Origin of the sequence: Streptomyces sp. yr375 (genome assembly GCF_900110755.1) — a bacterium.
In the GTDB taxonomy this organism is placed as follows: domain Bacteria; phylum Actinomycetota; class Actinomycetes; order Streptomycetales; family Streptomycetaceae; genus Streptomyces.
Genome location: NZ_FOFF01000004.1, coordinates 207,896 through 232,326, shown reverse-complemented (window position 1 = coordinate 232,326; position 24,431 = coordinate 207,896). Strand labels below are relative to the sequence as shown.

General features: G+C 72.5%; 21 protein-coding genes, 2 tRNA genes and 1 pseudogene. 16 read left to right on the top strand and 8 right to left on the bottom strand.

Annotation, left to right across the window (positions count from 1 at the left end; translation table 11 throughout):
- Positions 1–35 precede the first annotated feature (35 nt).
- Positions 36–108, top strand: a tRNA-His gene (locus BMZ82_RS07155).
- Positions 109–199: 91 nt separating this feature from the next.
- On the opposite strand, the gene BMZ82_RS07150 is transcribed toward BMZ82_RS07155, so the two are convergent.
- Positions 200–1,255 (bottom strand): LacI family DNA-binding transcriptional regulator, encoded by a 1,056-nt coding sequence (locus BMZ82_RS07150; RefSeq protein WP_093772828.1) that lies wholly within the window; start codon positions 1,253–1,255, stop codon positions 200–202.
- Positions 1,256–1,626: 371 nt separating this feature from the next.
- On the opposite strand from BMZ82_RS07150, the gene BMZ82_RS07145 reads away from it, so the two are divergent.
- From BMZ82_RS07145 to BMZ82_RS07125, 5 genes are all read left to right on the top strand, one after another.
- On the top strand, positions 1,627–2,955 hold the full coding sequence (locus tag BMZ82_RS07145; RefSeq protein WP_093772826.1) for an ABC transporter substrate-binding protein: 1,329 nt from the start codon (positions 1,627–1,629) through the stop codon (positions 2,953–2,955).
- A 5-nt stretch (positions 2,956–2,960) separates the two neighbouring features.
- Positions 2,961–3,971, top strand: a complete 1,011-nt coding sequence (locus BMZ82_RS07140) for a carbohydrate ABC transporter permease (RefSeq protein ID WP_093772824.1) — start codon at positions 2,961–2,963, stop codon at positions 3,969–3,971.
- A 65-nt stretch (positions 3,972–4,036) separates the two neighbouring features.
- Positions 4,037–4,906 carry a carbohydrate ABC transporter permease gene (locus BMZ82_RS07135; protein ID WP_093772974.1) on the top strand — a complete coding sequence of 290 codons (870 nt, stop codon included), beginning with the start codon at positions 4,037–4,039 and terminating at the stop codon, positions 4,904–4,906.
- A gap of 223 nt (positions 4,907–5,129) precedes the next feature.
- On the top strand, positions 5,130–6,560 hold the full coding sequence (locus tag BMZ82_RS07130) for a GH1 family beta-glucosidase (RefSeq protein WP_093772822.1): 1,431 nt from the start codon (positions 5,130–5,132) through the stop codon (positions 6,558–6,560).
- A 73-nt stretch (positions 6,561–6,633) separates the two neighbouring features.
- Positions 6,634–7,161 (top strand): hypothetical protein, encoded by a 528-nt coding sequence (locus tag BMZ82_RS07125; protein WP_256251803.1) that lies wholly within the window; start codon positions 6,634–6,636, stop codon positions 7,159–7,161.
- Here BMZ82_RS07125 and BMZ82_RS07120 read toward each other — a convergent pair.
- Together BMZ82_RS07120 and BMZ82_RS07115 are read right to left on the bottom strand one after the other, a co-directional pair.
- Positions 7,106–7,975 (bottom strand): spermidine synthase, encoded by an 870-nt coding sequence (locus BMZ82_RS07120; protein WP_093772820.1) that lies wholly within the window; start codon positions 7,973–7,975, stop codon positions 7,106–7,108. The genes BMZ82_RS07125 and BMZ82_RS07120 overlap by 56 nt on opposite strands.
- Positions 7,976–8,033: 58 nt before the next feature.
- Entirely contained in the window at positions 8,034–8,423 is a 390-nt protein-coding gene (locus tag BMZ82_RS07115) for a hypothetical protein (protein WP_093772818.1), read from the bottom strand.
- A 256-nt stretch (positions 8,424–8,679) separates the two neighbouring features.
- On the opposite strand from BMZ82_RS07115, the gene BMZ82_RS07110 reads away from it, so the two are divergent.
- Positions 8,680–10,116: an NsdA family TPR-like regulatory protein gene (locus tag BMZ82_RS07110; protein WP_093772816.1), complete on the top strand. Its 1,437-nt coding sequence runs from the start codon at positions 8,680–8,682 to the stop codon at positions 10,114–10,116.
- A 39-nt stretch (positions 10,117–10,155) separates the two neighbouring features.
- On the opposite strand, the gene BMZ82_RS07105 is transcribed toward BMZ82_RS07110, so the two are convergent.
- Positions 10,156–10,749 carry a histidine phosphatase family protein gene (locus tag BMZ82_RS07105; protein ID WP_093772814.1) on the bottom strand — a complete coding sequence of 198 codons (594 nt, stop codon included), beginning with the start codon at positions 10,747–10,749 and terminating at the stop codon, positions 10,156–10,158.
- A gap of 248 nt (positions 10,750–10,997) precedes the next feature.
- Between BMZ82_RS07105 and BMZ82_RS07100 the strand changes: the two genes are divergently transcribed.
- From BMZ82_RS07100 to BMZ82_RS07070, 7 genes are all read left to right on the top strand, one after another.
- The gene (locus BMZ82_RS07100; RefSeq protein WP_093772812.1) at positions 10,998–11,954 is read left to right on the top strand and encodes a phosphatase PAP2 family protein; all 957 of its coding nucleotides are present in this window, start codon (positions 10,998–11,000) and stop codon (positions 11,952–11,954) included.
- Entirely contained in the window at positions 11,851–13,026 is a 1,176-nt protein-coding gene (locus BMZ82_RS07095; RefSeq protein ID WP_371271162.1) for a hypothetical protein, read from the top strand. The genes BMZ82_RS07100 and BMZ82_RS07095 overlap by 104 nt, the downstream gene beginning before the upstream one ends.
- Positions 13,017–14,633, top strand: a complete 1,617-nt coding sequence (locus BMZ82_RS07090; RefSeq protein WP_093772810.1) for a hypothetical protein — start codon at positions 13,017–13,019, stop codon at positions 14,631–14,633. The genes BMZ82_RS07095 and BMZ82_RS07090 overlap by 10 nt, the downstream gene beginning before the upstream one ends.
- Positions 14,630–15,997, top strand: coding sequence for an AAA domain-containing protein (locus BMZ82_RS07085; protein WP_256251802.1), 1,368 nt, complete (start codon positions 14,630–14,632; stop codon positions 15,995–15,997). The genes BMZ82_RS07090 and BMZ82_RS07085 overlap by 4 nt, the downstream gene beginning before the upstream one ends.
- Before the next feature lie 280 nt (positions 15,998–16,277).
- Positions 16,278–16,649, top strand: coding sequence for a hypothetical protein (locus tag BMZ82_RS07080; RefSeq protein ID WP_093772808.1), 372 nt, complete (start codon positions 16,278–16,280; stop codon positions 16,647–16,649).
- A 114-nt stretch (positions 16,650–16,763) separates the two neighbouring features.
- Entirely contained in the window at positions 16,764–17,351 is a 588-nt protein-coding gene (locus tag BMZ82_RS07075; protein ID WP_093772806.1) for a bifunctional DNA primase/polymerase, read from the top strand.
- Positions 17,342–17,415, top strand: a tRNA-Lys gene (locus BMZ82_RS07070). Before BMZ82_RS07075 ends, BMZ82_RS07070 begins: the two co-directional genes overlap by 10 nt.
- Positions 17,416–17,492: 77 nt before the next feature.
- Here BMZ82_RS07070 and BMZ82_RS07065 read toward each other — a convergent pair.
- Positions 17,493–18,743 (bottom strand): M6 family metalloprotease domain-containing protein, encoded by a 1,251-nt coding sequence (locus tag BMZ82_RS07065; RefSeq protein ID WP_093772968.1) that lies wholly within the window; start codon positions 18,741–18,743, stop codon positions 17,493–17,495.
- Positions 18,744–19,122: 379 nt separating this feature from the next.
- Here BMZ82_RS07065 and BMZ82_RS07060 point away from each other — a divergent pair, with 379 nt between their 5' ends.
- Positions 19,123–20,955 (top strand): putative bifunctional diguanylate cyclase/phosphodiesterase, encoded by a 1,833-nt coding sequence (locus BMZ82_RS07060; protein WP_093772804.1) that lies wholly within the window; start codon positions 19,123–19,125, stop codon positions 20,953–20,955.
- Here BMZ82_RS07060 and BMZ82_RS07055 read toward each other — a convergent pair.
- The 3 genes and pseudogenes from BMZ82_RS07055 to BMZ82_RS41645 form a co-directional block, all read right to left on the bottom strand.
- On the bottom strand, positions 20,934–22,025 hold the full coding sequence (locus BMZ82_RS07055; RefSeq protein WP_093772966.1) for an LLM class flavin-dependent oxidoreductase: 1,092 nt from the start codon (positions 22,023–22,025) through the stop codon (positions 20,934–20,936). The two genes, BMZ82_RS07060 and BMZ82_RS07055, sit on opposite strands and share 22 nt — an antisense overlap.
- Positions 22,026–22,198: 173 nt before the next feature.
- On the bottom strand, positions 22,199–22,930 hold the full coding sequence (locus tag BMZ82_RS07050; RefSeq protein WP_093772802.1) for a maleate cis-trans isomerase family protein: 732 nt from the start codon (positions 22,928–22,930) through the stop codon (positions 22,199–22,201).
- Positions 22,927–23,115: pseudogene (locus BMZ82_RS41645) on the bottom strand (decarboxylase); the annotation flags it as partial. The gene BMZ82_RS07050 and the pseudogene BMZ82_RS41645, both read right to left, overlap by 4 nt.
- A 289-nt stretch (positions 23,116–23,404) precedes the next feature.
- On the opposite strand from BMZ82_RS41645, the gene BMZ82_RS07040 reads away from it, so the two are divergent.
- On the top strand, positions 23,405–24,400 hold the full coding sequence (locus BMZ82_RS07040) for a D-2-hydroxyacid dehydrogenase (RefSeq protein ID WP_093772800.1): 996 nt from the start codon (positions 23,405–23,407) through the stop codon (positions 24,398–24,400).
- Positions 24,401–24,431: the final 31 nt, after the last annotated feature.

The window sequence follows — 24,431 nt, the reverse complement described above, 5'->3', positions numbered from 1 at the left end:
GGTAGGGAGACCACAAAGTCCAACTACCGAACGTGGTGGGTGTAGCTCAGCTGGTAGAGCACCTGGTTGTGGTCCAGGATGCCGCGGGTTCGAGTCCCGTCACTCACCCTGAGTCATCAGCCGGTGACTTCCCCTAGGGGAAGTCACCGGCTGATGCGTTTCCCAGGGCCGGGGCCGAGGGCCGGGGGCCGTGCCCGGCTTACGAAGAGGCCCGCTCCACCAGCTCCGTGGCCAGCACCACCTGACGGCGTTCCAGTTCCCGGGAGACCGCCGGGCGGCGGTCCGCGATCTCCGTCAGGAGCAGGTCCAGCATCCGGCGGCCCATCTCCTCTATCGGCTGGCGGACACTCGTCAGCGGCGGATCCATGTGGCGGGCGATCGCCGAGTCGTCGTAGCCCACCAGCGCCACGTCCTCCGGGATACGGCGGCCCGCCTCGCGCAGGGCCTGGCGGGCGCCCGCCGCCATGACGTCGGAACCGGCGAAGACCGCGTCGAGGGCCGGGGTGCGGGCGAGGAGTTCGCGCATCGCGCGGTGGCCGCCCTCCTCGGTGAAGTCGCCCGGCGCGATGAGGCCTTCGTCCGCCCCGTACCCCGCGTCCAGCAGGGCGTCGCGGTAGCCGTCGACGCGCCGCTGCGCGCCGTACACGTCGAGGCGGCCGGTGATGTGGGCGATGCGGGTGCGACCGCGGGAGAGGAGGTGCTCGACCGCCGAGCGGCCGCCGCCGTAGTTGTCGGAGTCCACCGACGGAAGCGTCTCCCCCGCCGAACGCGGGCCGCTGATCACCGCGGGGATCTCCAGTTGCGCGAGCAGGTCGGGCAGCGGGTCGTCCGCGTGGACCGAGACCAGCAGCACGCCGTCCACCCGGTGCGCCGCCAAGTACTGGGCCAGTCGGCGTCGTTCGCGGTCGCTACCCGCGAAGATCAGCAGCAACTGCATCTCGGTCTCCGACAGTTCCGTGCCGACGCCGCGCAGCATGTCCGAGAAGTACGGCTCCGCGAAGAACCGGGTCTCCGGCTCGGGCACCACCAACGCGATCGCGTCCGTACGGTTGGCGGCGAGCGCGCGGGCCGCGGTGTTCGGGACATAGCCGAGCTCGGCGACCGCCGCCTCCACCGCCGCGCGGGTCGCGTCGCTGACTCTCGGCGAACCGTTGATCACCCGGGAGACCGTGCCGCGGCCGACGCCGGCGCGTGCGGCCACCTCTTCGAGGGTCGGCCGACCACCGCTCCGCCCCCGCGCTCCGTGGCTTGCCATGGGCCCCGCCTTCCCGCCTGTTTGTCCACGCTGGCCTGGAAATCTAACAGTCCCGCCCGTTCGACCGGTCGGCCGCCCGGCGTCGCCGCGACCCCATCCTCCGGTCCGCTATGGGATGAAACGCGGCTTACACGCGCCACTCCCCCGGGTTAGCTAACAGCCCGATAACTGAACGCATCCTTCCGCGCCCCCACCCTTGACACCCCCGCCCGAACCGACGACTCTTCAACACATCACTTGTGGGAGCGCTCCCACGGTACCTGACACATACACATCCCGCACGTTCCCCGCCCGAGCCGCAGCGAGTAACTAACGGGCCCAACAATGCAGTTGGCCGGGGGGTCGGCACGTCAGGGCAACAGGAGGACGTAATGCGAGCACGTACCCGATCCACCCGCAGGGTGGTGGTCCTCGCGGCCGTCGCGTCGCTGGGCGCCGGGCTGCTGGCCGGCTGTGCCGACGACAGCGGCGACGACAACGCTTCCGGCGGTACGTCGGGCGGCGGCAGCGGCAAGACCACGATCACCCTGGGTCTGTTCGGCACGATGGGCTTCAAGGAAGCCGGGCTCTACACCGAGTACGAGAAGCTCCACCCCGACATCAAGATCGCCGAGAATGTCACGGAGCGGAACGAGAACTACTACCCGGCGCTCGTCAACCACCTCACCACCAACAGCGGCCTCCAGGACGTCCAGGCCATCGAAGTGGGCAACATCGCCGAGGTCGTGGCGACGCAGGCCAGCAGATTCGAGGACATGTCGAAGGTCTCGGGGGTGAGCAAGAGCAACTGGCTGGACTGGAAGTGGGCGCAGGCCACGACCAAGGACGGCGCGACGATCGGTCTCGGCACCGACGTCGGCCCGATGGCCCTGTGCTACCGCAAGGACCTCTTCCAGGCGGCCGGGCTGCCCACCGACCGCACCGAGGTCGGCAAGCTGTGGGCGGGCGACTGGAACAAGTTCGTCACCGCAGGCCAGCAGTACAAGAAGAAGGCCAAGGCCGGCACGTTCTTCATGGACTCCCCCGGCGGCCTGATCAACGCCATCCTCAGCAGTGAGAAGGAGAAGTTCTACGACTCCTCCGGCGAGATCATCTACAAGACGAACCCGGCCGTGAAGGCCGCCTTCGACCTCACCGCGAAGGCCGCCGAGGACGGTCTGGTCCAGCCGCAGACGCAGTTCCAGCAGTCGTGGGACACGACGATCGCGAACAGCAAGTTCGCCACCATCGCCTGCCCGCCGTGGATGCTCGGCACCATCAAGGGCAAGGCGAAGCCGGAGGACGCCGGCAAGTGGGACGTGGCCGTCGCGCCCAAGTCCGGCAACTGGGGCGGTTCCTTCCTGGGCGTGCCGAAGAGCGGCAAGCACGTGAAGGAGGCCGAGGCGCTCGTCACCTGGCTGACCGCGCCCGAGCAGCAGGCGAAGCTGTTCAAGGTGCAGGGCAACTTCCCGAGCGCGCCGAGCACGTACACCATGGCGGAGGTGACCGGCGCGAAGAACGAGATGACCGGTGACTCGCCGATCGGCACGGTCTTCTCCGAGGCCGCCAAGACCACGCCGGTGCAGGTGATCGGCCCGAAGGACCAGATCATCCAGCAGGGCCTGACCGACAACGGCGTCATCCTCGTGACGAAGGGCAAGTCGGCGGCGGAAGCCTGGCAGACGGCGACCAAGACCATCGACAACAACCTGGACAAGTGACCCGTATGGCCACCCGCCACGACACCGCCGCGCCCCCCGTGAAGGAGGGGGGCGCGGCCCCGGGCCGCCCGCCCGGCGGCGCCACGGAGGCGGAGCAGAGGCGCCGGTCCCGGCTGTCCCGCCGCTGGCAGCGGGACATGCGCTGGAGTCCGTACGCGTTCGTCTCGCCGTTCTTCCTGCTGTTTCTCGCGTTCGGGCTGTTCCCGCTCGTGTACACCGGCTGGGCCTCGCTGCACCAGGTGGAGCTGACCGCGCCCACCGACATGACGTGGGTGGGGATGCGCAACTACACGCGCATCTTCGACGACGACTTCTTCTGGAACGCGGCGAAGAACACCCTGACCATCGGGATCATCTCCACCGTCCCGCAGTTGCTGATGGCGATGGGCCTCGCCCACATCCTCAACTACAAGCTGCGCGCCTCGACGTTCTACCGGGTCGCGATGCTCGCGCCGTACGCGACGTCGATCGCCGCCGCCTCGCTCGTCTTCGTGCTGCTCTTCGGGCGCGACTACGGCATGATCAACTGGGCGCTGCACTTCGCCGGGATCGACGCGATCGACTGGCAGAACGACAAGTGGCCGTCGCAGATCGCGGTGTCGACGATCGTCGTCTGGCGGTGGACGGGCTACAACGCGCTGATCTACCTGGCCGCGATGCAGGCGATACCGCAGGACCTGTACGAGTCGGCGGCGCTGGACGGCGCGAGCCGCTGGAAGCAGTTCCTGCACGTCACGCTGCCGTCGCTGCGCCCGACGATCCTGTTCACGGTCGTCGTGTCCACGATCGGCGCCAGTCAGGTCTTCGGCGAGCCGCTCCTCTTCGACGCCAACAAGGGCGCGTCGGGCGGCGCGGAGCACCAGTTCCAGACGCTGGGCCTGTATCTGTACGAGCAGGGCTGGGTGAACCAGCACCTGGGCCGGGCCTCGGCGATCGCCTGGACGATGTTCCTGATCCTGATCGTCATCGGCATCGTCAACTACGTCATCTCGCGCCGGCTGCGCGCCAGTAGTTAGGAGTACCGGCCGTGACGACGACGACAACGACAACGACCGAGACGTCCGTACGACCCGAGGACACCGTGCCGACGGCCCGCCGGGTGCGGCGGCCCAAGTCCGCGCGGGCGGGCGGGCAGATGCACGGCGGCCCGGTCGCCTATCTCATCCTGGGCGTGTTCACCATCGTCTCGCTGTTCCCGCTGGTGTGGACGGCGATCGCCGCGTCCCGGGACAACAACCGGCTGGCGCAGAACCCGCCGCCGTTCGTGTTCGGCTCGAACCTCTTCCACAACCTCGATGTGGCCTGGAACGACGCCAATCTGGGCAAGGCGTTCGTCAACACGACGATCGTGGCGGGGACTTCGGCGGCGACGATCGTCTTCCTCTCCACGATCGCCGGGTTCGCCTTCGCCAAGCTCCGCTTCCGGGGCCGGGGCGCGCTGATGCTGATCGTGATCGGCACGATGATGGTGCCGCCGCAACTGAGCATCATCCCGCTGTACATGCTGGTCGCGAAGCTGGAGTGGACCGACCAGTTGCAGTCGGTGATCCTGCCGTCGCTGGTGAGCGCGTTCGGGGTGTTCTTCATGCGGCAGTACCTGATCCAGGCGCTGCCGGACGAGATCATCGAGGCGGCCCGGATGGACGGCGCGAGCAGTTGGCGCGTGGTGTGGCACGTGGTGTTCCCCGCGGCGCGCCCCGCGATGGCGGTGCTCGGCATGCTGATGTTCGTCCAGACGTGGAACGACTTCCTGTGGCCGTTCCTGGTGCTGAGCCAGACCGGCAACCCGACCGTGCAGGTCGCGGTCGCGGGCCTGGGCCGCGGCTACACCCCGGACCAGTCCCTGATCATGGCGGGCGCGCTGCTGGGCACCCTGCCGCTGCTGCTGGTCTTCGCGGTCTTCGGCAAGCAGATAGTGGGCGGCATCATGCAGGGCGCGGTGAAGGGCTGAGGCCCTGCGGTGCCTGCCCGCCCTGTCCTGCGGTTCCACGACGTCCAGCGCGTCGTTCACGTCCATCGTGTCCAGCGTGTCCAGCGCGTTCTGTACGTTCTTCGCGTTCTCGGAGGGGGGCCGGGTCACCGTCGCCCCGGCCCCCTCGTGTCACCTCGCACCACCACCCCCCTCAACCCCGTCGTCTCGATGACCTGCGACGACCTTTCATGGGAGCGCTTCCATGCCTGAGCCCGTTACTCCGGTCACCTTTCCTCCCGCCTTCCTCTGGGGCGCGGCGACCTCCGCGTACCAGATCGAGGGGGCGGTGCGGGAGGACGGCCGTACCCCTTCGATCTGGGACACCTTCAGCCATACGCCGGGCAAGACGGCCGGCGGCGAGACCGGTGACATCGCTGTCGACCACTACCACCGCTACCGCGACGACGTGGCGCTGATGGCGGACCTGGGCCTGTCGGCGTACCGCTTCTCGATCTCCTGGTCGCGGGTCCAGCCGACGGGCCGCGGTCCGGCGGTGCAGGTGGGCCTGGACTTCTACCGCAAGCTGGTGGACGAGCTGCTGGCGAAGGGCATCAAGCCGGCCGTCACGCTCTACCACTGGGACCTGCCCCAGGAGTTGGAGGACGCGGGCGGCTGGCCGGAGCGGGACACGGCGTTCCGGTTCGCCGAGTACGCACAGATCGTCGGGGAGGCGCTCGGCGACCGCGTGGAGAACTGGATCACGCTCAACGAGCCCTGGTGCAGCGCGTTCCTGGGCTACGCGTCCGGCGTGCACGCGCCGGGCCGGACCGACCCGGCGGCCTCGCTGAAGGCGGCCCACCATCTCAACCTGGCGCACGGCCTGGGCACTTCGGCGCTGCGCGCGGCGATGCCGGCCCGCAACTCGGTGGCGATCAGCCTCAACTCCTCGGTGGTGCGCCCGCTTTCACCGGGCGACCCGGCGGACCTGGCGGCGGTCCGCAAGATCGACGACCTGGCGAACGGCGTCTTCCACGACCCGATCCTGCGGGGCGCGTACCCGGAGACCCTGCTCGCGGCGACCTCGTCCCTGACGGACTGGTCGTACGTCCTGGACGGCGACCTGCGCGCCGTCAACCAGCCGCTGGACGCACTGGGGTTGAACTACTACACGCCGACGCTGGTCTCGGCTGCGGACACCACGGCGCAGGGCCCGCGCTCGGACGGGCACGGCGCGAGCGCCCACTCCCCGTGGCCGGCCGCCGACGACGTGGCGTTCCACCAGACTCCGGGCGAGCGCACGGAGATGGGCTGGACGATCGACCCGACGGGCCTGCACGACCTGATCATGCGCTACACCCGGGAGGCCCCGGGCCTGCCCCTCTACATCACGGAGAACGGCGCGGCCTACGACGACAAGCCCGACCCCGACGGCCGCGTCCACGACCCGGAGCGCGTCGCCTACCTGCACGGCCACCTCTCGGCGGTCCGCCGCGCCATCACCGACGGCGCGGACGTCCGCGGCTACTACCTGTGGTCCCTGCTGGACAACTTCGAGTGGGCGTACGGCTACGAGAAGCGCTTCGGCGCGGTGTACGTGGACTACGCGACCCAGACCCGCACCCCGAAGTCCAGCGCCCACTGGTACGGCGAGGCGGCCCGCACGGGCACACTGCCGGACGTCGCGACGCACTGACACCGACTGCCACCATGGGAACAGGGCGCGGCACGCCGTGGGGGCGTGCCGCGCCTGCCTCGGGAGACACCGCATGACCGATCACTATCCGTACCGCATCACGAGCAGGACGGCGGACCTGCTCCTGATCTGGCGCCCCGGCGAGGGCGACGCCCCTGACGTGGTGGCCGTCGACGAGCGGGGGCGGCTGCTGACGTTCCCCGGCCACGAGGCGTTGCGGGAGCAGTGCGACCGCAACCGCTGGGAGCTCGTCCCGGACGGAGAGGGCACGCTCGATCTGGACGCCGTACAGCGGTGGGTCGAGTGCCCGCACGGCGACTCGGCGTCGGCGGGCCTGCTGCTGGAGGCGTGGAACTTCTTCGAGGACCTCGCACGCAGCCTGCCGGCCGGCCCGCCCCTTCCCGTGCAGGGACCGGTCCACGACAGCGCCTACGAAAAGGTCTTCGGCGGCGAGGACTGGACGGAGGACGAGACGACGGCCGTGCGCGAACTGTTGCGCACGGGTCTTGACCTGTGGGAACAGGCCACCGACAGCCGACCGGGAGCTAGTGGAACACCGACGGCGGCGGGGCCGGGGACGCCACCGCCGACGCGTCCGTGACCGGTGTCGCGCCGCCGGTGAAGTCGGTGAGGGCGCGGCCGTGTTCGAGGCGGCCGGGGTGCGGGTCGGAGGCGGCCCGGCGGGTCAGTTCGGCGATCGGCAGGGGCAGGTCGCAGGCGACGAGTACGGCGTTGCCGAACCGTCTGCCGCGCAGCACGGTCGGGTCGGCGAGCAGCGCGAGTTCCGGGAAGCGGGCGGCGGCGGTGGCGATCTGGCCGCGCAGGTGGGCCAGCGGCGGGCCGTCGGCGAGGTTTGCGACGTAGCGGCCGCCGGGCTTCAGCGCCCTGCGGACCTCGTCGAGGAACTCGGTCGAGGTGAGGTGGGCGGGGGTGCGGGCGCCGCCGAACACGTCGGCTATGACGAGGTCGGCCCAGCCGTCGGGCACCTTGGCGAGCCCCTCGCGCGCGTCGAGCGACCTGACCCTGATCCGCGCCCCCGGGTCCAACGGCAGCTCCCGGCGCACCAGTTGGACGAGGGCGGCGTCCCGTTCGACGACCTGCTGGGTGGAGCGGGGGCGGGTGGCGGCGACGTAGCGCGCGAGGGTGAAGGCGCCGCCGCCGAGGTGCACGGCGTGCACGGGCTTGCCGGGCGGTGCGGTGAGGTCGATGACGTGGCCGATGCGCCGCTGGTACTCGAAGGAGAGGTGGGCGGGGTCGTCCAGGTCGACGTGCGACTGGGGGGCTCCGTCGATGAGCAGCGTCCAGGCCCGCGCGCGGTCCCGGTCGGGTACGAGCTGGGCGAGGCCGCCGTCGACGGTCTCGACGACGGCGGCTTCGGCGTCCCGCTCGCGCCGGGTGTTCCTGGACTTTGCCATACCCGCATTTTCGCAGGCCGCGAGCGCTCCCCGCGCGCCCGGCCGGCCGGCCGCGGGCTCAGCGGTGGCTGTCCGCCGCCTCGATCAGGCGGGCCGCCTCGCCCAGCGCCCGCCGCAGCACCGCCGGGTCCGTCGCGAGGTCCGCCTCGCCGGGGGGCACCAGCCAGTCCGAGCCCTCGACCGGCGGCTCGGGGGCGAGCCGCAGGCCGCGGCCGTCGGTCTCCGTGCAGGTGCTGCCCGGTACGTCCCAGGCCGCCGCCGTCCCGGCCGGCACCACGAAGCCGAGCGTGCCGCAGCCGTCGTCGTGCAGGACGGGCCCCACTCCGTCCGCGGCCGGCCCCCGCCGCAGGATGTCCACCGCCTCCAGCCCCTGACGGGTGGGCACCGTCACTAGGTCGCACGCCGCCACCGACGGCATACAAGGATCGTTGCTCTGGCTGGTCTCCATCCCGACCTCCACCGCGCAGCCCGCCTGTACTCCGCAAGGCTCAACGCGGCACGGCGTCAAGGGCTACGGCGGAAGTCCGCCGCAAAGGATGGCAGTTCATGGCAGATCGCGGATGAGATATCCGGTTTGTAGCCAAACACCGTGTGACGACCGGGCCACAGCAGGTACGTTCTTGCCCGCCGGGAACAAGGGTGCCACACGGACAACTCACCCCAAATCCGGCATGGTTCGACGGTTCGCACGAGAGGACCCGGCCATGGCGTCGTCAACGGTTCCCCCCCTTCGGCCCGACCGGCCGGCCCGGCCCAACCTCGCCTTCCGGCAGGTGCGCGGACCGCGCTCACCGGCCGAGTTCGCCGCGCTCGTACGACGGGCCGCGCGCGAGATCGGCGAGCGGGTCAGTTGTGACGCGCGCTACATCGGGCGGGTCGAGGCGGGGGAGATCCGCTGCCCCAACTACGCGTACGAACGGGTGTTCCTGCACATGTTCCCCGGCCGCACGCTCACCGACCTGGGGTTCGCGCCCCGCGCGTCCGTTCGCGGCCGGGCGGCGCGCACCGCCGGTGACAGCCCGGGCCCGGGGGAGACGGGTGAGACAGGTGAGACGGGCGCAACGCACGAGCCGTATGACACGCAGGACCCGTACGACACGCACCACCACGACCACGAGGAGAGCGACGTGCTGCGTCGCGCATTCATGACCGGCGGAGGCGCCACGATGGCCGCCGCCACCCTGGGCCCCTTCGCGCTCGCCCGCGACGCGTCGTCGGCCGCACGGCCCGTGGGCCGCGCGGGGACGACCGAGGCGGGCGCCCTCGAAGAAGCGGTCCGCAGAATCCGGCTGCTGGACGACCGGCACGGCGCGGACGGCCTCTACCGGCGCGCGGCCGCTCCGCTGCGCGCCGCCTTCGCGCTGCTGGACGCCGGGACGACCCGCCAGACGACCGCCGACCGGCTGCACTCCGGCGCCGGTGAACTCGCCATCTCGGTGGGCTGGCTGGCCCACGACTCGGGCCGGTTCGACGACGCGCGCTCGCACTACGCGGAGGCCCTCGCGACCGCCCGGATGACCGGGGACGAGGCGCTGGAGGCGCACGCGTTCTGCAACACGGCGTTCCTCGCGCGGGACGCGGGCCGCCCCCGCGAGGCCGTCCGCGCCGCCCAGGCCGCCCAGCGCGTCGCCCGCCCGCTGGGCTCGCCCCGCCTGATGTCGCTGCTCGCGCTGCGCGAGGCGGGCGGCTGGGCCGGGCTCGCCGACCGCACCGGCTGCGAACAGGCCCTCGTCCGCGCGCAGGCCCTCTTCGAGCGGGGTCCCTGCGACGACGACCCCGAGTGGATGAGCTTCTACGGCGCGGCCGAGCTGGAGGGGCTCAAGGCGCAGTGCTGGTCGACGCTGGGCGACTGGCCGCGCGCGGCCCGGCACGCGGGCCGGGCGGCGGACCTCCAGGACCCGCACTTCACCCGGAACATCGCCCTGTACACGGCCCAACTGGCGGACGACCTCGCGCGCGGGGGCCGTCCCGACGAGGCGGCGGTGGCCGGGATGCGGGTCCTGGACCTGCTGGGCCAGGTCCAGTCGTCCCGGATCCAGACGATGCTGGCCGGCACGGCACGCGTCCTGCTGCCGCACCGGCGGGCGGGCGGCGTGTCGACGTTCCTGGAACGGCACGCCTCCACACCAAGGACGATGTGAACCCGCCCTAGGGCTCTGAGGTCCTGAGGCCCTGAGGCCTCAGGCGAGGTGCCCCAGGTCGTTCCAGCTCTCGATCGCCGGTTCGCCGTAGGCCCAGCCCAGGACCGACAGGGACGTCGGGTTCAGGCGGATGCGGGCCGCGAAGTCCAGCGGCAGGCCCAGCCAGCGGGCTCCTATGGAGCGAAGGATGTGCCCGTGGGCGAAGACCAGCACGTCCCGGTCGGCCGCGCGGGCCCAGGCGACGACCTCGTCCGCGCGGGCGGTCACCTCGGCGAGGGTCTCGCCCTCGGGGACGCCGTCGCGCCAGATGAGCCAGCCGGGGCGGACGGCCTGTATCTCGGCGGGGGTCAGGCCCTCGTACGCGCCGTAGTGCCACTCCATGAGGGTGTCCCAGGTGGTGGCCCGGTCGCCGAAGCCGGCGAGTTCGCACGTCTCCCGCGCGCGGACCAGCGGGCTGGTGCGTATCTCGACGTCCGCGAGACCGTCGAACGGCGCCCGGTGCAGCCGCTCGCCGAGCAGCTTGGCCCCCCGGCGGCCCTCCTCCAGGAGGGGTATGTCGGTCCTGCCGGTGTGCTTTCCGGACAGCGACCACTGCGTCTGTCCGTGCCGGGCCAGCAGGATGCGCGGTGCCATGGGGGACCTTTCCGGGGAAACCCTGGGAGCGATCAGGGGGAAATCAGAGGCGGATCACCTCCATCATCGCTCACCCTGAAAAGGGGCAACCCGGCGGGCGATCCCGGCGTCTTTGACATCCGGGGCGGCCATGAGAGGCGCGCACATACGCCGTAAAGTGGCACGTCCCGCGCCACCGGGCGCCGCGGCGACCGGACACCAGCCAGCAGACGGCCACGAGACAGCGACACGAAGGGGGAGGCGATCGGATGCCGCAGACCGAGACACCAGGCACCGAGGCGGTCCCGCGGACACGGCTGCGCTGGTGGACCGAGCTGCCCCTGATCCTGCTCGTGTACGCCTGCTACTCGGCGGGCCGGCTGCTCGCGCGGGGCGATGTCACGACCGCCGTCGACCACGGCCTGGCGATCCTGCGCGTCGAGAAGTTCCTGCACATCAACGCCGAACACCCGCTGAACCGGCTGTTCCGCAGCGAGGCGTGGATCGGCGTGCCGGCCGACTTCTGGTACGCGTCGCTGCACTACCTGGTGACACCCGCGATCCTGGTCTGGCTGTTCCGGTCCCGCTCCCACCTCTACCGGGCGGCCCGCACCTGGCTGATGACGTCCACGTTCATGGGCCTCATAGGCTTCACGCTGCTGCCGACCTGCCCGCCCCGGCTGCTGTCGGCGGGCCACGGCTTCGTGGACACGATGGCCCAGTACAGCTCGTACGGCTGGTGGGGCGGCGAGGCGAGCGCACCGCGCGGCATGGGGGGCATGACCAACCAGTACGCGGCGATGCCGAGCCTGCACGTCGGCTGGGCCCTGTGGTGCGGCGTCATGCTGTGGCGGTACGGCAGCGGCAGCCGACTGGCGAGGACGGCGGCCGTCGGCTACCCGCTGGTCACGACGATCGTGGTGATGGGCACCGCCAACCACTACTTCCTCGACGCCGTCGCGGGCGCGGCCGTGATGGGCGTCGGGCTGCTGCTGACCCCGCTGGTGATGCGCGGCGCGGACCGGGCGCGGGTGTGGTTCACGGCCCGGGTCCCGCTGCTCCCGGCGGACTCTCCCGGCACATCGGACCCGATTGTCAGTGGCGGATGCCAGACTTCCCCGGGTGAGCGAATTCCACGGCAGCGCGAGTCACGGCCCCGGCCCGGAGCCGAGCCGGACGCCTCTCCCTCGGACGCGGGGGACGGCGCTCCGGCAGCGGCTCGCTGACCTGCGCGGGCCAGACGTACCGGCCAAGGCGCTGGACGCCCGCGCCCTCGCGGCGCTCGCCGCGAACCCTGGCTGCAAGCGGCGCGCGATCCTCGACGGCGCAGGGGTGGACAAAGCGGCGCTGGCCGGTGCGCTGGGCTCGCCGTCGGCGTTCGGACAGTCGCAGTTCGCCCTCACGCGCGGCAACGCGTTCGAGGCGAAGGTGAAGGCGGACGGCGGCGCGGAGCTGCTGCGGCTGGTGCACGAGCGGCTGGACCCGGGCGCCGAACCGCCCACCCGGGCGGCGGTGCCCGACCTGTCGGCGATCGGCCCCGAGGGCCGCACCGCGCGCACGGCGCTGGCACTGCGCGAGGCCACCGCGGCGAGCGGCACCTGGACGCTCCTGGACCACCCGATGATCGCCCTCGACGTCGCGGGCTCCCCCGCCTTCCTGGAGCCCGACGCGGTGGTGGTCCACCCGGACGGCGGGTGGACGGTCGTGGAGATCAAGTCCTTCCCGATGCTGGACGGTTCGGCGGACCCGGCGAAGGTCGGCGCGGCCGCCCGCCAGGCCGCCGTCTACGTGCTGGCCCTCGAGCAGGTCGCCGCCCGCCTCGACCCTCCCCCGCGCGTGCGCCACCGGGTGCTCCTGGTCTGCCCCAAGGACTTCTCCAACCTGCCCACCGCCTCCGCCGTGGACGTACGCAAGCAGCGCGCGGTCACCAGCCGCCAACTGGCCCGCCTCACCCGCATCCAGGACATCGCCGACGCCCTCCCCGAGGGCACCTGCTTCTCCCCCGGACTGCCCGCCGAGCAGCTCACGGCCGCCGTCGAGGCCGTCCCGGCGACGTACGCGCCCGAGTGCCTGGCCGCCTGCGAGCTGGCCTTCCACTGCCGCGACCGCTCCCGCGCGGCCGGCGCGGTCACCTCGCTGGGCCGGTCGGTGCGCGCCGAACTGGGCGGGCTGACGACCGTGGACGGCGTCCTCGCGGCGGCGCACGGCGAGGCCGGGGACCCGGCGGACCCGGCCGTGGCCGCCCTGCGCAGGGCCGCGCGACTGCGTGCCGAAGCCCTGGAGGCGATGTGTCGCTGATCGCCACCCTCGCCCGTCTGGAGGCCGTCTCCACCGGCCGCGCCCAGCCCACCGCCACCGTCCGCCACCGGCACCTCTCCGCGCGGCCGCTGGTCCTCGTGCCGCTGACCACCGCCGGTGAGGCCGGCGCGCCGCTGGGCGCGCTGGTCGGCACCGACCGGGACGCGCCACGGCTGCTGGTCGTGGCGCAGCCGCGCGACCGCGACCTCAGGTTCGCGTTCCTCGCCGAACTGGCCGACGTCGTCCTGCCCTACATCGACGGCTACGCCGACGCCGTGGAGGCGGCCGAGCGCAGCGAGAGCGACCCGGAGACCGGCAAGCGCGTCAAGGTCGAAGTCGAACTGTGCGCGGACGCACCCCAGTTGATCGTGCCGAGCCGCGCGGGCGTCGACTTCGTACGCCTCCTGGGGCGCTCCATGCGCTTTCGGCGGACGGCGGAGCAGGACCCGCAGACGCCGTATCCCGCGCCGCCGCGCGTGCCGCTGCTCGGGCGGTGGCTGACGCATTTCGGGGAGCGGTCGCGGGTGCCGGGGTCGTCGCTGCTGCTGGCGCTGACGGAGGTGCTGGGCCGGCATTGGGCGACCGGGCAGTCCAGCCTGGAGGACCAGCATCTGGGCGCGCTGCTGGCCTGGCTCGCCCCGCCGGCGGGCGAGTCGGGGGCGCGGGCCGCGCTGCGGGCGGAGCTGGCGCGGGACGCGCAGGGGCAGTTGGAGTGCCCGCCGGCCGGTCCGGCGACCGACCCGGCGTTCGACAACAAGCTGCTCGCCCCGGCCATCGAGCGCTACGACCGCGCGCGGACCGCCCTGGCCGCCGCCGAGGACGGCGTGCAGGCCGACGACCGGCTGGGCGCGCTCACCGCCGCCGAGCGGGAGATCCACGAGCTGGTGCGCAGCCGTACGCTCCCCACCTGGGAGAAGGTGTGGGACGGCCTGGAGCTGCTGCGGGCGCTGCCCGAGGGCGCGCATGTCGAGGAGCGGTGGACGCGCGACCGCTGGTCGTTCACCGGCCACCGCGACCGGGTCGTCGCCGGCGAGCCCCCGCAGCCGCGCCGGGACGACGCGGTGACCGCCGCCAACAAGCTCGCCACGCGCGAGCGCGAACAGGCCCGACTGGAGGCCCAGGAGGCGCTGGACGATCCGCTGGTGATGGCGGGGCGGCGGCTGGCCGGGGAGGCGTTCGTGGGGGAGGTCGTCGACGTCGTGATGACGTACAGCGAGGGCAAGCGGCCGAGCCCGCGCCCGCTGGTCACCGTGCGGACGGACGACCGGCCGCGGCTCGGCGAGCGGGCGCGGGTGTTCCGCTCGCTGGGCGGGAAGCCGCAGGCGGCGGAGTTCGTGCGCTGGGACGACGAGGCGGGCGAAGAGGGCGATGGGGGTGAAGGGCTGCTGGTGCTGCGGATCGTCGACAAGATGGGCCGCGGCAAGGAGCCCGAGGCGGGGTCCGTGCCCGAGAAGGGCGACCGGCTCTGCTTCACGCTCTTCGAACACGAACAGCGCGGCGGCGCGAAGCTGCCCGACCCGGAGGACACGCCGTGGACGCACGGCGGACCGCCCGGCGAGCAGACGCCCGAAGCCCCCGACTCCGTGACCCAGGAGGACACCCTGTGACCGCCGAGGCCACCCAGACCGCCCAGACCGGCACGGCCGTGTTCGATCCCGGTGCCGCCGCCGGCCGGGCCACCGACGCGATCCTGCGCGACACGCTGCACGGCACCGCGCGCGGGGTGGTCGTCGACTCCCCGCCGGGCGCCGGGAAGTCCACGCTCGTCGTCCGCGCGGCGCTTGAACTGGCCGACGCGGGACGCTCGTTGATGGTCGTCGCGCAGACCAACGCACAGGTCGACGACCTGGTCGTACGGCTCGCCGAGAAGAACCCCGAGCTGCCGGTGGGCCGGCTGCACAGCAGCGACGCCGACCCGTACGACAAGGTGCTGGACGAGCTGCCGAACGTCCGGAAGTCGGCGAAGGCGGCGGAGCTGGCAGGGCTGCCGGTGGTGATCTCCACCGCCGCCAAGTGGGCGCACGTGAAGGTCGACGAGCCGTGGCGGCACGCGATCGTGGACGAGGCCTACCAGATGCGGTCGGACGGGCTGCTGGCCGTGGCCGGGCTGTTCGAGCGGGCGCTGTTCGTGGGCGACCCGGGGCAGCTCGACCCGTTCTCGATCGTGGGCGGCGAGCAGTGGGCGGGCCTGTCGTACGACCCGTCGGCCTCGGCGGTGAGCACGCTCCTCGCGCACAACCCGGAACTGCCGCAGCACCGGCTGCCGGTGTCCTGGCGGCTCCCGGCGTCGGCCGCGCCCCTGGTCTCGGACGCCTTCTACCCCTTCACGCCGTTCCGCAGCGGCACCGGGCACGGCGACCGCCGGCTGTCCTTCGCCGTGGCCTCGGACGGCTCGGGCGCCGACCGGGTGATCGACGAGGCCGCGGAGTCGGGCTGGGGCCTGCTGGAGCTGCCCGCCCGGCACACCCCGCGCACCGACCCGGAGGCGGTACGGGCGGTCGCGACGGTCGTCCGACGCCTGCTGGACCGAGCCGGCGAGGCGGTGTCGGAGCGCTCCCCGGCCCCGACCCCCCTGACCCCCGACCGGATCGCCGTCGGCACGGCCCACCGCGACCAGGCGGCGGCGGTCCGAGCGGCGCTGGCGGAACTGGGCGTCACAGACGTCACCGTGGACACGGCGAACCGCCTCCAGGGCATGGAGTTCGACGTCACGGTGATCCTGCACCCGCTCTCCGGCCGCCCCGACGCCACCGCCTTCCACCTGGAAACGGGCCGCCTGTGCGTCCTGGCCTCCCGCCACCGCCACGCCTGCGTGGTCGTCTGCCGCGCAGGCGTCACCGACCTCCTGGACGACTACCCCTCAACAGAACCGATCCAGCTCGGCACCGTCGTCAAATTCCCGGACGGCTGGGAGGCCAATCACGCGGTGCTTGCGCATCTTGCGGAACACCGGGTGACCTGGAAGCCGTGAGACTCACCGCCCGGCAAAGCACACCGACCACGACACCACCTCCCGCCGGACGGAGTCCGGCACGCCGCCGAAGGCGGCCGATGAACACAGCCCCGGACGGCTGGGAAGCGAACCACGCGGTGCTGGCGCATCTTGCGGAACACCGGGTGACCTGGCGGCCCTGATGTGCCGGGAACATCGGGAGGCCCGGGAGCCTTGAAGGTGCGGGCCGCTGGTCTCTTGCGTTGGCGGGGGAGAATGGGGGGTGGTCCGCATCCGAACCGTATGAGGAGGCCGAGATATGGCGGAGCCCACGCCGCGTCGGAACGAACCGCGGCTACGCCCCGCGCCCCTGCTCTTCGAGCCCGCCGAGGCGGCCGGTGATCCGGAGCACTTCTTCGACCTGGAGTCGATAGACGATCCGGGCGCGCTGCTGACCCGGGCGACGGAGCTGGCGCTCGCGTTCCGGGCGGCGGCCGACCGGGCGGTGGAGTTCCAGGCGATGGCGGCGGCGCAGCTCGCCGATCCGCGCCGCTTCGACCGGCTGACGTCGGCGGACATCGCCGTACGGGCCGAGTGGACCGAGGACTACGCGAAGAAGATGGTCGAGTTCGGCCGGGATCTGCTGCGCGGCGACGCCGAGGGGCGGGGGCACGCCGACCCGTCGGCGTGAACAAGGGGCTGCCGGCATATGCCGGGTGGGCAAGATACCCGGTCCGGTGCGGGTCCGTACCCGTTTCCCGCAACCCTGTGAATTCGGGCGCTCACTGCCGGTAGACATGTCGGTATGAGCAGCGCATGCGACGAAACCATCGGCGTCACCCCGGACGGCGCCACCTGGCTGGCCTCCGCCGGAACGTATCCGCGCAGCACGCTCGCCCTCTGGGAGGAGCGGCCGCAGGCCCCGGTGGTCCTGCCCTGCGGGTCGGTGTTCGACATCGTCAGCGCGCCGGCGATGTTCGGGCGGCTGATGCTGGACCGGCTGTGGAGCGAGGGGCCGGGCTCCGGCCCGGTGGCCGCGTTCCGGGGGCGGACGCTGCTGTTCGCGGCGCCGGGGACGGCCCAGCGACTGCCCTCGCTGCTGGAGTGGGAGGAGTGGAGCGCCGACGGCCGCCGGGACGGCCGGGCCGCCACCGTGCCGCCGCTGCTGTGCCACGGCACCGGGGACGCGGTGACCGTGCCCGCGCTCGCCCCGGCGCTGGAGGGTGCCTCGACGCGCTGGATGGTCGCCCCGGACACCCGTCACCCCTGGCTGCCGGGGCCCGAGATCCTGCTGTGGGCGGCGGTCCGGGCGGCCCGTTCGGCCGTGCGGATTTCGATTTCTCCTCCCCAGGATCAGGATGCTAAGGTCTACGACGTCACCAAGCGCCGCTAGCTCAGTTGGTTAGAGCAGCTGACTCTTAATCAGCGGGTCCGGGGTTCGAGTCCCTGGCGGCGCACAGACGGCAAGGCCCCTCGCATCAGCGAGGGGCCTTTTGCGTACCCCTCCCCCAAAAAGACTCCCCCACTCCCCTACTCAGCCCCTCACCCTCGGCGTGATCGTCACCGTCCACTCCCCCGACACCGTGCGCCCCTCCACCGCCACCCGCACCCCGCCCCCGTCCCCGTCTCCGTCTCCGCTCCCCGGCACCGTGAAGCTCTCGCCGAGGGCGACCGGGGCGTCCGCGAGGGGCGGGTAGACGGAGTTCTCCCAGCAGGCCTCGGTGCGCGGATGAGCGTCGATCACCTCGACCGGGCCGCGGCCGGACCGCGCGCCGCTGCTCACGCGGTAGACGAGGACGCCGGCCCGGCAGGCCGCGTGGTCGTCGCCCACCGGGCCGCGCGCCTCGAAGGCCAGCACGCTGTCGGGGCCCGTGCGCACCACCGCGAGCTTGATGCCGTGGCCGAGCCCGAAGGCCGGCGCCCCGGAGGCGCGGGCGACCGGTACGCCCGGTCCCGCGCCGAGCGGCTCCAGGGTCAGCCGGGTCGGCCCCGGCCCCCGTACGCACGCCACCTGGCGGGGTCGCAGCCAGCCCAGCTTCCACTTGTGCCAGGCGAACAGGTCGGGGGCGAGTCCGAACTGGCTGCCCATCAGGTCCCAGTCGCCGACGTAGGTGTCCCAGTCGCCCTTGCCGTCGGCGGGGCGGTGGTAGAGATCGGGCAGGTCGAAGACGTGGCCGGTCTCGTGGGCGAGGACGAGACGGTCCGGGGGATGCTTCTCGAAGACCGTGACGACCCGCCGGATGTCCGTGCCGTCGGCCCGCAGCGGGGTGTCCAGGTTGACGACCTTCGTCGCGTCCGAGTCGACGCCGGGCGCGTCCGGGTCGGCGACGAAGTAGACGAGGTCATAGCGGGAGAAATCGACCTGGGGGTCGGTGGCGGCCAGCGCGTCGTGCAGGTACGCGGCCCGGTTCTCGGGCCGCCAGTCGCGCTGTATGGCGTACGCGGTGGACGGCTTCGGCATCCGGATCCAGTGCTTCAGCGGATGCGGGCGCAGCGTGAAGCGGCCGTAGGACGCCTGCCGGAAGAAGCGGGTGGTGGCGGGGAAGTGGTCGGCGGCCAGTTCGGCGGGGGTGGTCAGGGGGGCCGCGTCCGGGAAGGACAGGAAGATCATCACCGCGTCGAGGGCGCGGGCCGGGCGGGGGTACGCCGGGTTCCAGGCGTCCAGGCCCTCGGAGTGGTGGGCGGTGGTGCGGGTCAGGGCGCAGGGGGCGACGGAGAAGGGTTCGGCGATCGCCGGGCCGCCGATCAGGGAGTTCGCGGCGAGTGCCGAGAGGGTGGTGAACATGGCGGCGGTACTGCGCAGTCGGGGGCGCTGGAGCAGGCGCGGACGTCGCGGCAGTCGCGGCACTTCGGACCTCCGGGGGCGGTTCACGGGACACCGCCACCCAGCCTGTGTGAATTTGTCGTACTACGCCCTGTTTGTCTGCCCCAGACGAGTGAGGAGCCGGAAAGCGGGCATCACTTCGACACCCCCGGAATTCTCACGGAACGTCACAAGCGGTCGTCCTGCCACAGAACCGGGCCAGGTGCGGGCAGAAACGATCTGTCAGAAGGGTGGGTTGTTCGGGGACACTGGGCAGTGGCTGCGCGGGTCCGGGGGCAGCCTCTATGATCGACACACTTTCCTGCACGGACAGCGATCGAGTGCACTGCGGGAGCGAGCGGTGAGCGGAACGTCCGAAGGGCCGACGCCCGCGGCAGACCTCGACCGGTCAGCCGTCACAGAGAGTGACATCTACAGTACGGACAGCGGGCCCGGGGCCTACCGGCCGCCGGCCTACCGTTCCGTGTTCGCGGCTGCGCCGCTGGCCATGGCCGTGGTCGACCGCGAGGGTCTGATCGTCGACGCCAACGACGCGCTCGGCGCGCTGCTCGGCGGCGGCGGTGCGCGGCTGGTCGGGCGGGTCGCCGCCGACCTGCTGGACCTGGCCTCCGACGTGCGGACCTGGCACGCCTACCGCGAGGTGCTGCGCGGCCGGCAGGCGAAACTGCGCTGCACCCGGCGGCTGAAGCAGCCCGACGGGCGCTCGCTGTGGGCGCAGGTCACCGTCTCCCCGCTGGACGCCGACACGCCCGGCGTGCTGCTGTCCGTCGCCGATGTCAGCGCCCACCGCGATCTCCAGGCCAGGCTGCGGCATCTGCAGATGCACGACCCGGTGACCCGGCTGCCCAACCGCACCCTGTTCTTCGAGCGGGTGTCGGCCGCGCTGGAGGCGGAGGCCTACGAGCAGAGCGGCACCGGCCGGATCGGCCTGTGCTATCTGGACCTGGACGGCTTCAAGGCCGTCAACGACACCCTCGGTCACCGGGTGGGCGACCGGCTGCTGGCCGCCGTCGCCGACCGACTGACGGAGTGCGCCGAGGAGGCCGGGCGGACCCGGCCGAGCGTGCCACTGGTGGCGCGGCTGGGCGGTGACGAGTTCGCGCTGCTGGTGGAGGACTCCACCGGCACCGAGCAGCTCGCCGACCTCGCCGAGTCCGTGCTCAAGGCCCTCCAGGCCCCCTTCGACCTGGCCGGGCACCGGCTGAACGTGTCGGCGTCGATCGGTGTCGTGGAGCGGCACGCGGCCGGCACCACCGCGACCGGGCTGATGCAGGCCGCCGACACGACGCTGTACTGGGCGAAGGTCGACGGCAAGGACCGCTGGACGCTGTTCGACCCCGAGCGCAACGCCCATCTGATGACCCGCCAGGCCCTGGCCTCCACGCTGCGGCCGGCGATCGAACGCGGAGAGTTCCGGCTCGACTATCAGCCGCTGGTCGGCATGTCGGACGGCCGGCTGCGCGGGGTGGAGGCGCTCGTCCGCTGGGACCACCCCCGGTTCGGGCTGCTGTCGCCGAATCGGTTCGTCGCACTGGCCGAGGAGGACGGCTCGATCGTGCCGCTCGGCCGATGGATTCTGGCCACCGCCTGCCGCCAGGCACGGCAGTGGCAGGTGGACAATCCGGACGAACCTCCGCTGTTCGTCAGTGTTAACGTGGCGGTCCGTCAGGTGTGGGACTCCGACCTGGTGGCGGACGTCGCGAAAGTCCTCGCCGAGACCGGACTCGCCCCGCATCTCCTGCAGTTGGAGCTCACCGAGTCGGCCGTGATGGGGTCGGCGGGGCGGCCGTTGCAGGCGTTGCAGGCGCTCAGCGACATGGGCGTGGGCATCGCCATCGACGACTTCGGCACCGGCTACTCCAACCTCGCCTATCTGAGCCGGCTGCCGGTGTCGGTGCTGAAGCTGGACGGGTCCTTCGTGCGCGGCTTCCAGTACGAGGGCGGCGGCGCGCCGAACCCGGCCGACGAGGTCGTCGTCGAGGCGATGATCGACCTCGCCCACCGGCTCGGGCTGACCGTGACCGCCGAGTGCGTGGAGACGTCCGCGCAGGCGACCCGGCTGCGCAGCATCGGCTGCGACACCGGGCAGGGCTGGCTGTACTCCCGCCCGGTGTCGCCGGACCGGATCTCGGAGCTGCTGAACACCGAGTCCTACGCGGTCGGCAACCCGTAGGCGTCCGCGACCAGTTCGTAGGAGCGCAGCCGCAGTTCGCCGCGGTGGGCGTGACTGGTGAGCATCAACTCGTCGGCCCCGGTGCGCTTGTGGAGAAGGTCGAGGCCGGCGCGGACCTCGTCGGCGGTGCCGTGGATGATGTTCGCGCCCCAGGAGTCGACGAACTCCCGCTCCAGCGAGCTGAATTGATGCGCCTCCGCCTCCTCGGGAGAGGGGAACAGACCGGGCCGCCCGCCACGCAGGCGGACCATGTTGAGACCGGTGGCCACCACCTGCCGGCGCGCCTCCCGCTCGTCGTCGGCGGCCAGCACCGAGACGCCGATCAGCGCGTACGGCTCGGCGAGCACCGCGGACGGCCGGAACGACTCCCGGTACAGGTCGAGCGCCGGAACGGTGTTCTGCGCGGAGAAGTGGTGCGCGAAGGCGAACGGCAGACCGAGCACGCCGGCCAGCCGGGCGCTGAAGCCGGAGGAGCCCAGCAGCCAGACCGGCGGCCGGTGCGCCGACTGCACCCCGCCCGGGGTCGTGCCCTGGACGGGGCCGGGGATCGCGTGGATACGGCGGTAGGGGTGGCCGTCGGGGAAGTCGTCGTCCAGGAAGCGGATGAGCTCGGCGAGTTGCTCGGGGAAGTCGTCGGCCCCGTCGCGCAGGCCGTCGGTGCGGCGCAGGGCGGCGGCCGTCGCCCCGTCGGTGCCCGGGGCGCGGCCGAGTCCGAGGTCGACGCGGCGCGGGGCCAGCGCCTCCAGGGTGCCGAACTGCTCGGCGATGACGAGCGGCGCGTGGTTGGGCAGCATCACACCGCCCGAGCCGAGCCGGATGCGGTCGGTGTGGGCGGCGAGGTGGGCGAGGATCACCGCGGGCGAGGACGAGGCGACGCCGGGCATCGAGTGGTGCTCGGCGACCCAGTAGCGGTGGAAGCCGCGCGACTCGGTGAACCGCGCGAGGTCGACGCTGGTGCGCAGCGCGTCGGTGGCGGTACGGCCGGAACCGACGGTGACCAGGTCCAGGACGGAGAGGGGGGCCGGGGCACTGCCCTGCGCCACGCCGCGGATGTCGTCCGCCGCCGTCACCTCGGTCGCCGTTGCGTCCGTCGCCTCGGTCGCCGTCTCGCGTGCCGCCGTCTCGCCTGCCGCCACGGGGGTCCTCCTGTTGTCGGCCGTGTGCTGTCCTCGGACGACCAACAGGAGAGTGTCCCCGCTTATTCCCCGGGTGCCGGGAGGGGGCTCCGGGTCCGGGACCGGCCTCACACCTGCACGAGCGGCTCGCGGGTGAACAGGGTGCCGAGGCCCGGCGCGTTCACCCGGCGGTCCGTCAGCCGCAGCGCCTCCCAGACGGTGACCTGGTTGGCGGTGAGGACCGGCTTGCCGAGCTCCTTCTCCAGGACGGGGAGATACGCGGCGGTGTGGAGGGCGGTGTCGGGCAGCAGGACCGCCTCCGCCCCGGGCCCGTCGGCCGCCCGGGCCAGCGCCAGCACCCGCTCCTCGTCCCAGGTGCCGACCTCGGCGGCGGTGACGATCCCGGCGCTGCTCAGCGCCGTCACCTCCACCCCGCCCGCCCGCAGGAACTCGACGAACAGCCCGGACACGTCGTCCGGATACGTCGCCCCGACGGCGACCCGCCCGACGCCGATCTCCTTGGCCGCGTGTACGAAGGCGAAGGAGGTGGACGAGGCCGGCATCCCGGCGGCCATGGCCAGCGCCCGCACCTGTTGCTGCGCGCCGTCCCAGCCGTGCACGAAGCCGCCGCCGGTGCAGGCCCACACGATCGCCTCCGCGCCCGCGAGCCGCAGTTGTCCCACGCCGTCCGCCAGCCGCTCGGGCGCGCCCAGCCGGCGCAGCGCGTCGACCCGGTGCGCGTCCTCTCCAACGTCGGTGTGGACCACGTCCAAGCGGACGTCGCTGCCGAGGAGTTGCTCGATACGGGGGTAGTCGTCCTCGCCCGAATGGCCCGGGTAGAGGAAACCGAGTGCGGTCATGTCCAGCCTTCCTGCTGCTCTTCTTCCGGCAGTACGGGGGGCGGCCGTACACGCGCCGAGGCGTCCAGCAGCGCTTGATACGGTCCCACCGCCCGGGTACCCAGTCGGCGCAGCGCCGCCCACATGGTCACCTGGTTGGCCGAGACGACGGGGATGCGCGGCTCGGCCAGGACCCCGGGCGCGACCGCGACCAGTGTGCGGACGGCGTCCGGAGCGTCTCGTGCCCGCGCACCCGGCGGTCGAGATCGAGACCGCCCTCGACCGGGACGTACGGCGTGCGGGGCGGCACCGCCCGCACCGGGAGACAGGATGCTCAACGAGCCGTAGGGAACGCCGTGTTGACGACGGTAGGTTCGGGTGCGAACGTGGTCAATCCGCGCACGTCAGACCGTGGTGACGAGTGGGCCCGTGGGTCACGAGCGGGCCCGTGGGTCACAAGCGGGTCTGTCGGTCACGAGCGAGAGGGAGCACGTGATGACCGTCGCCTCCGGCTCCGGCTCCGCCGCCGCGGCCAGGTCCGTGCCCGCTCTCCCCACGCTGCTCGTCCTGGACGCCGATCCGCTGCCCCGGCTCGGGCGGCTCACCGGGCAGGTCCGGGTGCTGCACGCCGACGAGGACTCGCTCGGCGCGCTGCTCCCGGCGGCGGACGCCCTGCTGGTCTGGGACTTCACCTCGCACGCGGTGCGCGCCGCCTGGCCCGGCGAGGGGCCCAGACCGCGCTGGGTGCACACGGCGAGCGCGGGCGTGGACCATCTGCTGTGCCCCGAACTCACCGCGTCGGACACGGTCGTGACGAACGCGCGCGGGGTGTTCGACCAGCCCATCGCCGAGTACGTGGCCGCGCTGGTCCTGGCGATGGCGAAGGATCTGCCGCGCACCTGGGAGTTCCAGCGGCGGGGCGAGTGGCGGCACCGGGAGAGCCGGCGGGTCGCCGGGACGCGGGCCGTCGTCGTCGGGTCGGGGCCGATCGGGCGGGCGATCGCCCGTGTGCTGAAGGCGCTCGGCATGACCACGTCCGTCGTCGGCCGGGTCCCGCGCACCGGCATCCACGGCCCCGACGACCTCGACCGCCTACTCGCCCGCGCCGACTGGGTGATCGCCGCCGCCCCCCTCACCGCGCAGACCCACGGCATGTTCGACACCCGGCGGTTCGGCGTGATGCAGCCGTCCGCGTGCTTCGTGAACGTCGGACGCGGGCAGTTGGTCGTCGAGGACGCGCTCGTACGGGCGTTGGAGCGCCGCTGGATCGCGGGCGCGGCACTGGACGTCCTGACCACTGAACCCCTGCCCCCGGACAGCCCGTTGTGGCAGGTACCGGGACTGCTGATCTCGCCGCACATGAGCGGCGACACGGTCGGCTGGCGGGACGAACTCGGCGTGCAGTTCGTCGAGTTGTTCGAGCGGTGGGCGGCGGGACGGCCCCTGAAGAACGTGGTCGACAAACAACGCGGATACGTGCCCGGACACTGACGCCCCGGCCGGCCGGCGGGCGGGTCGTTCA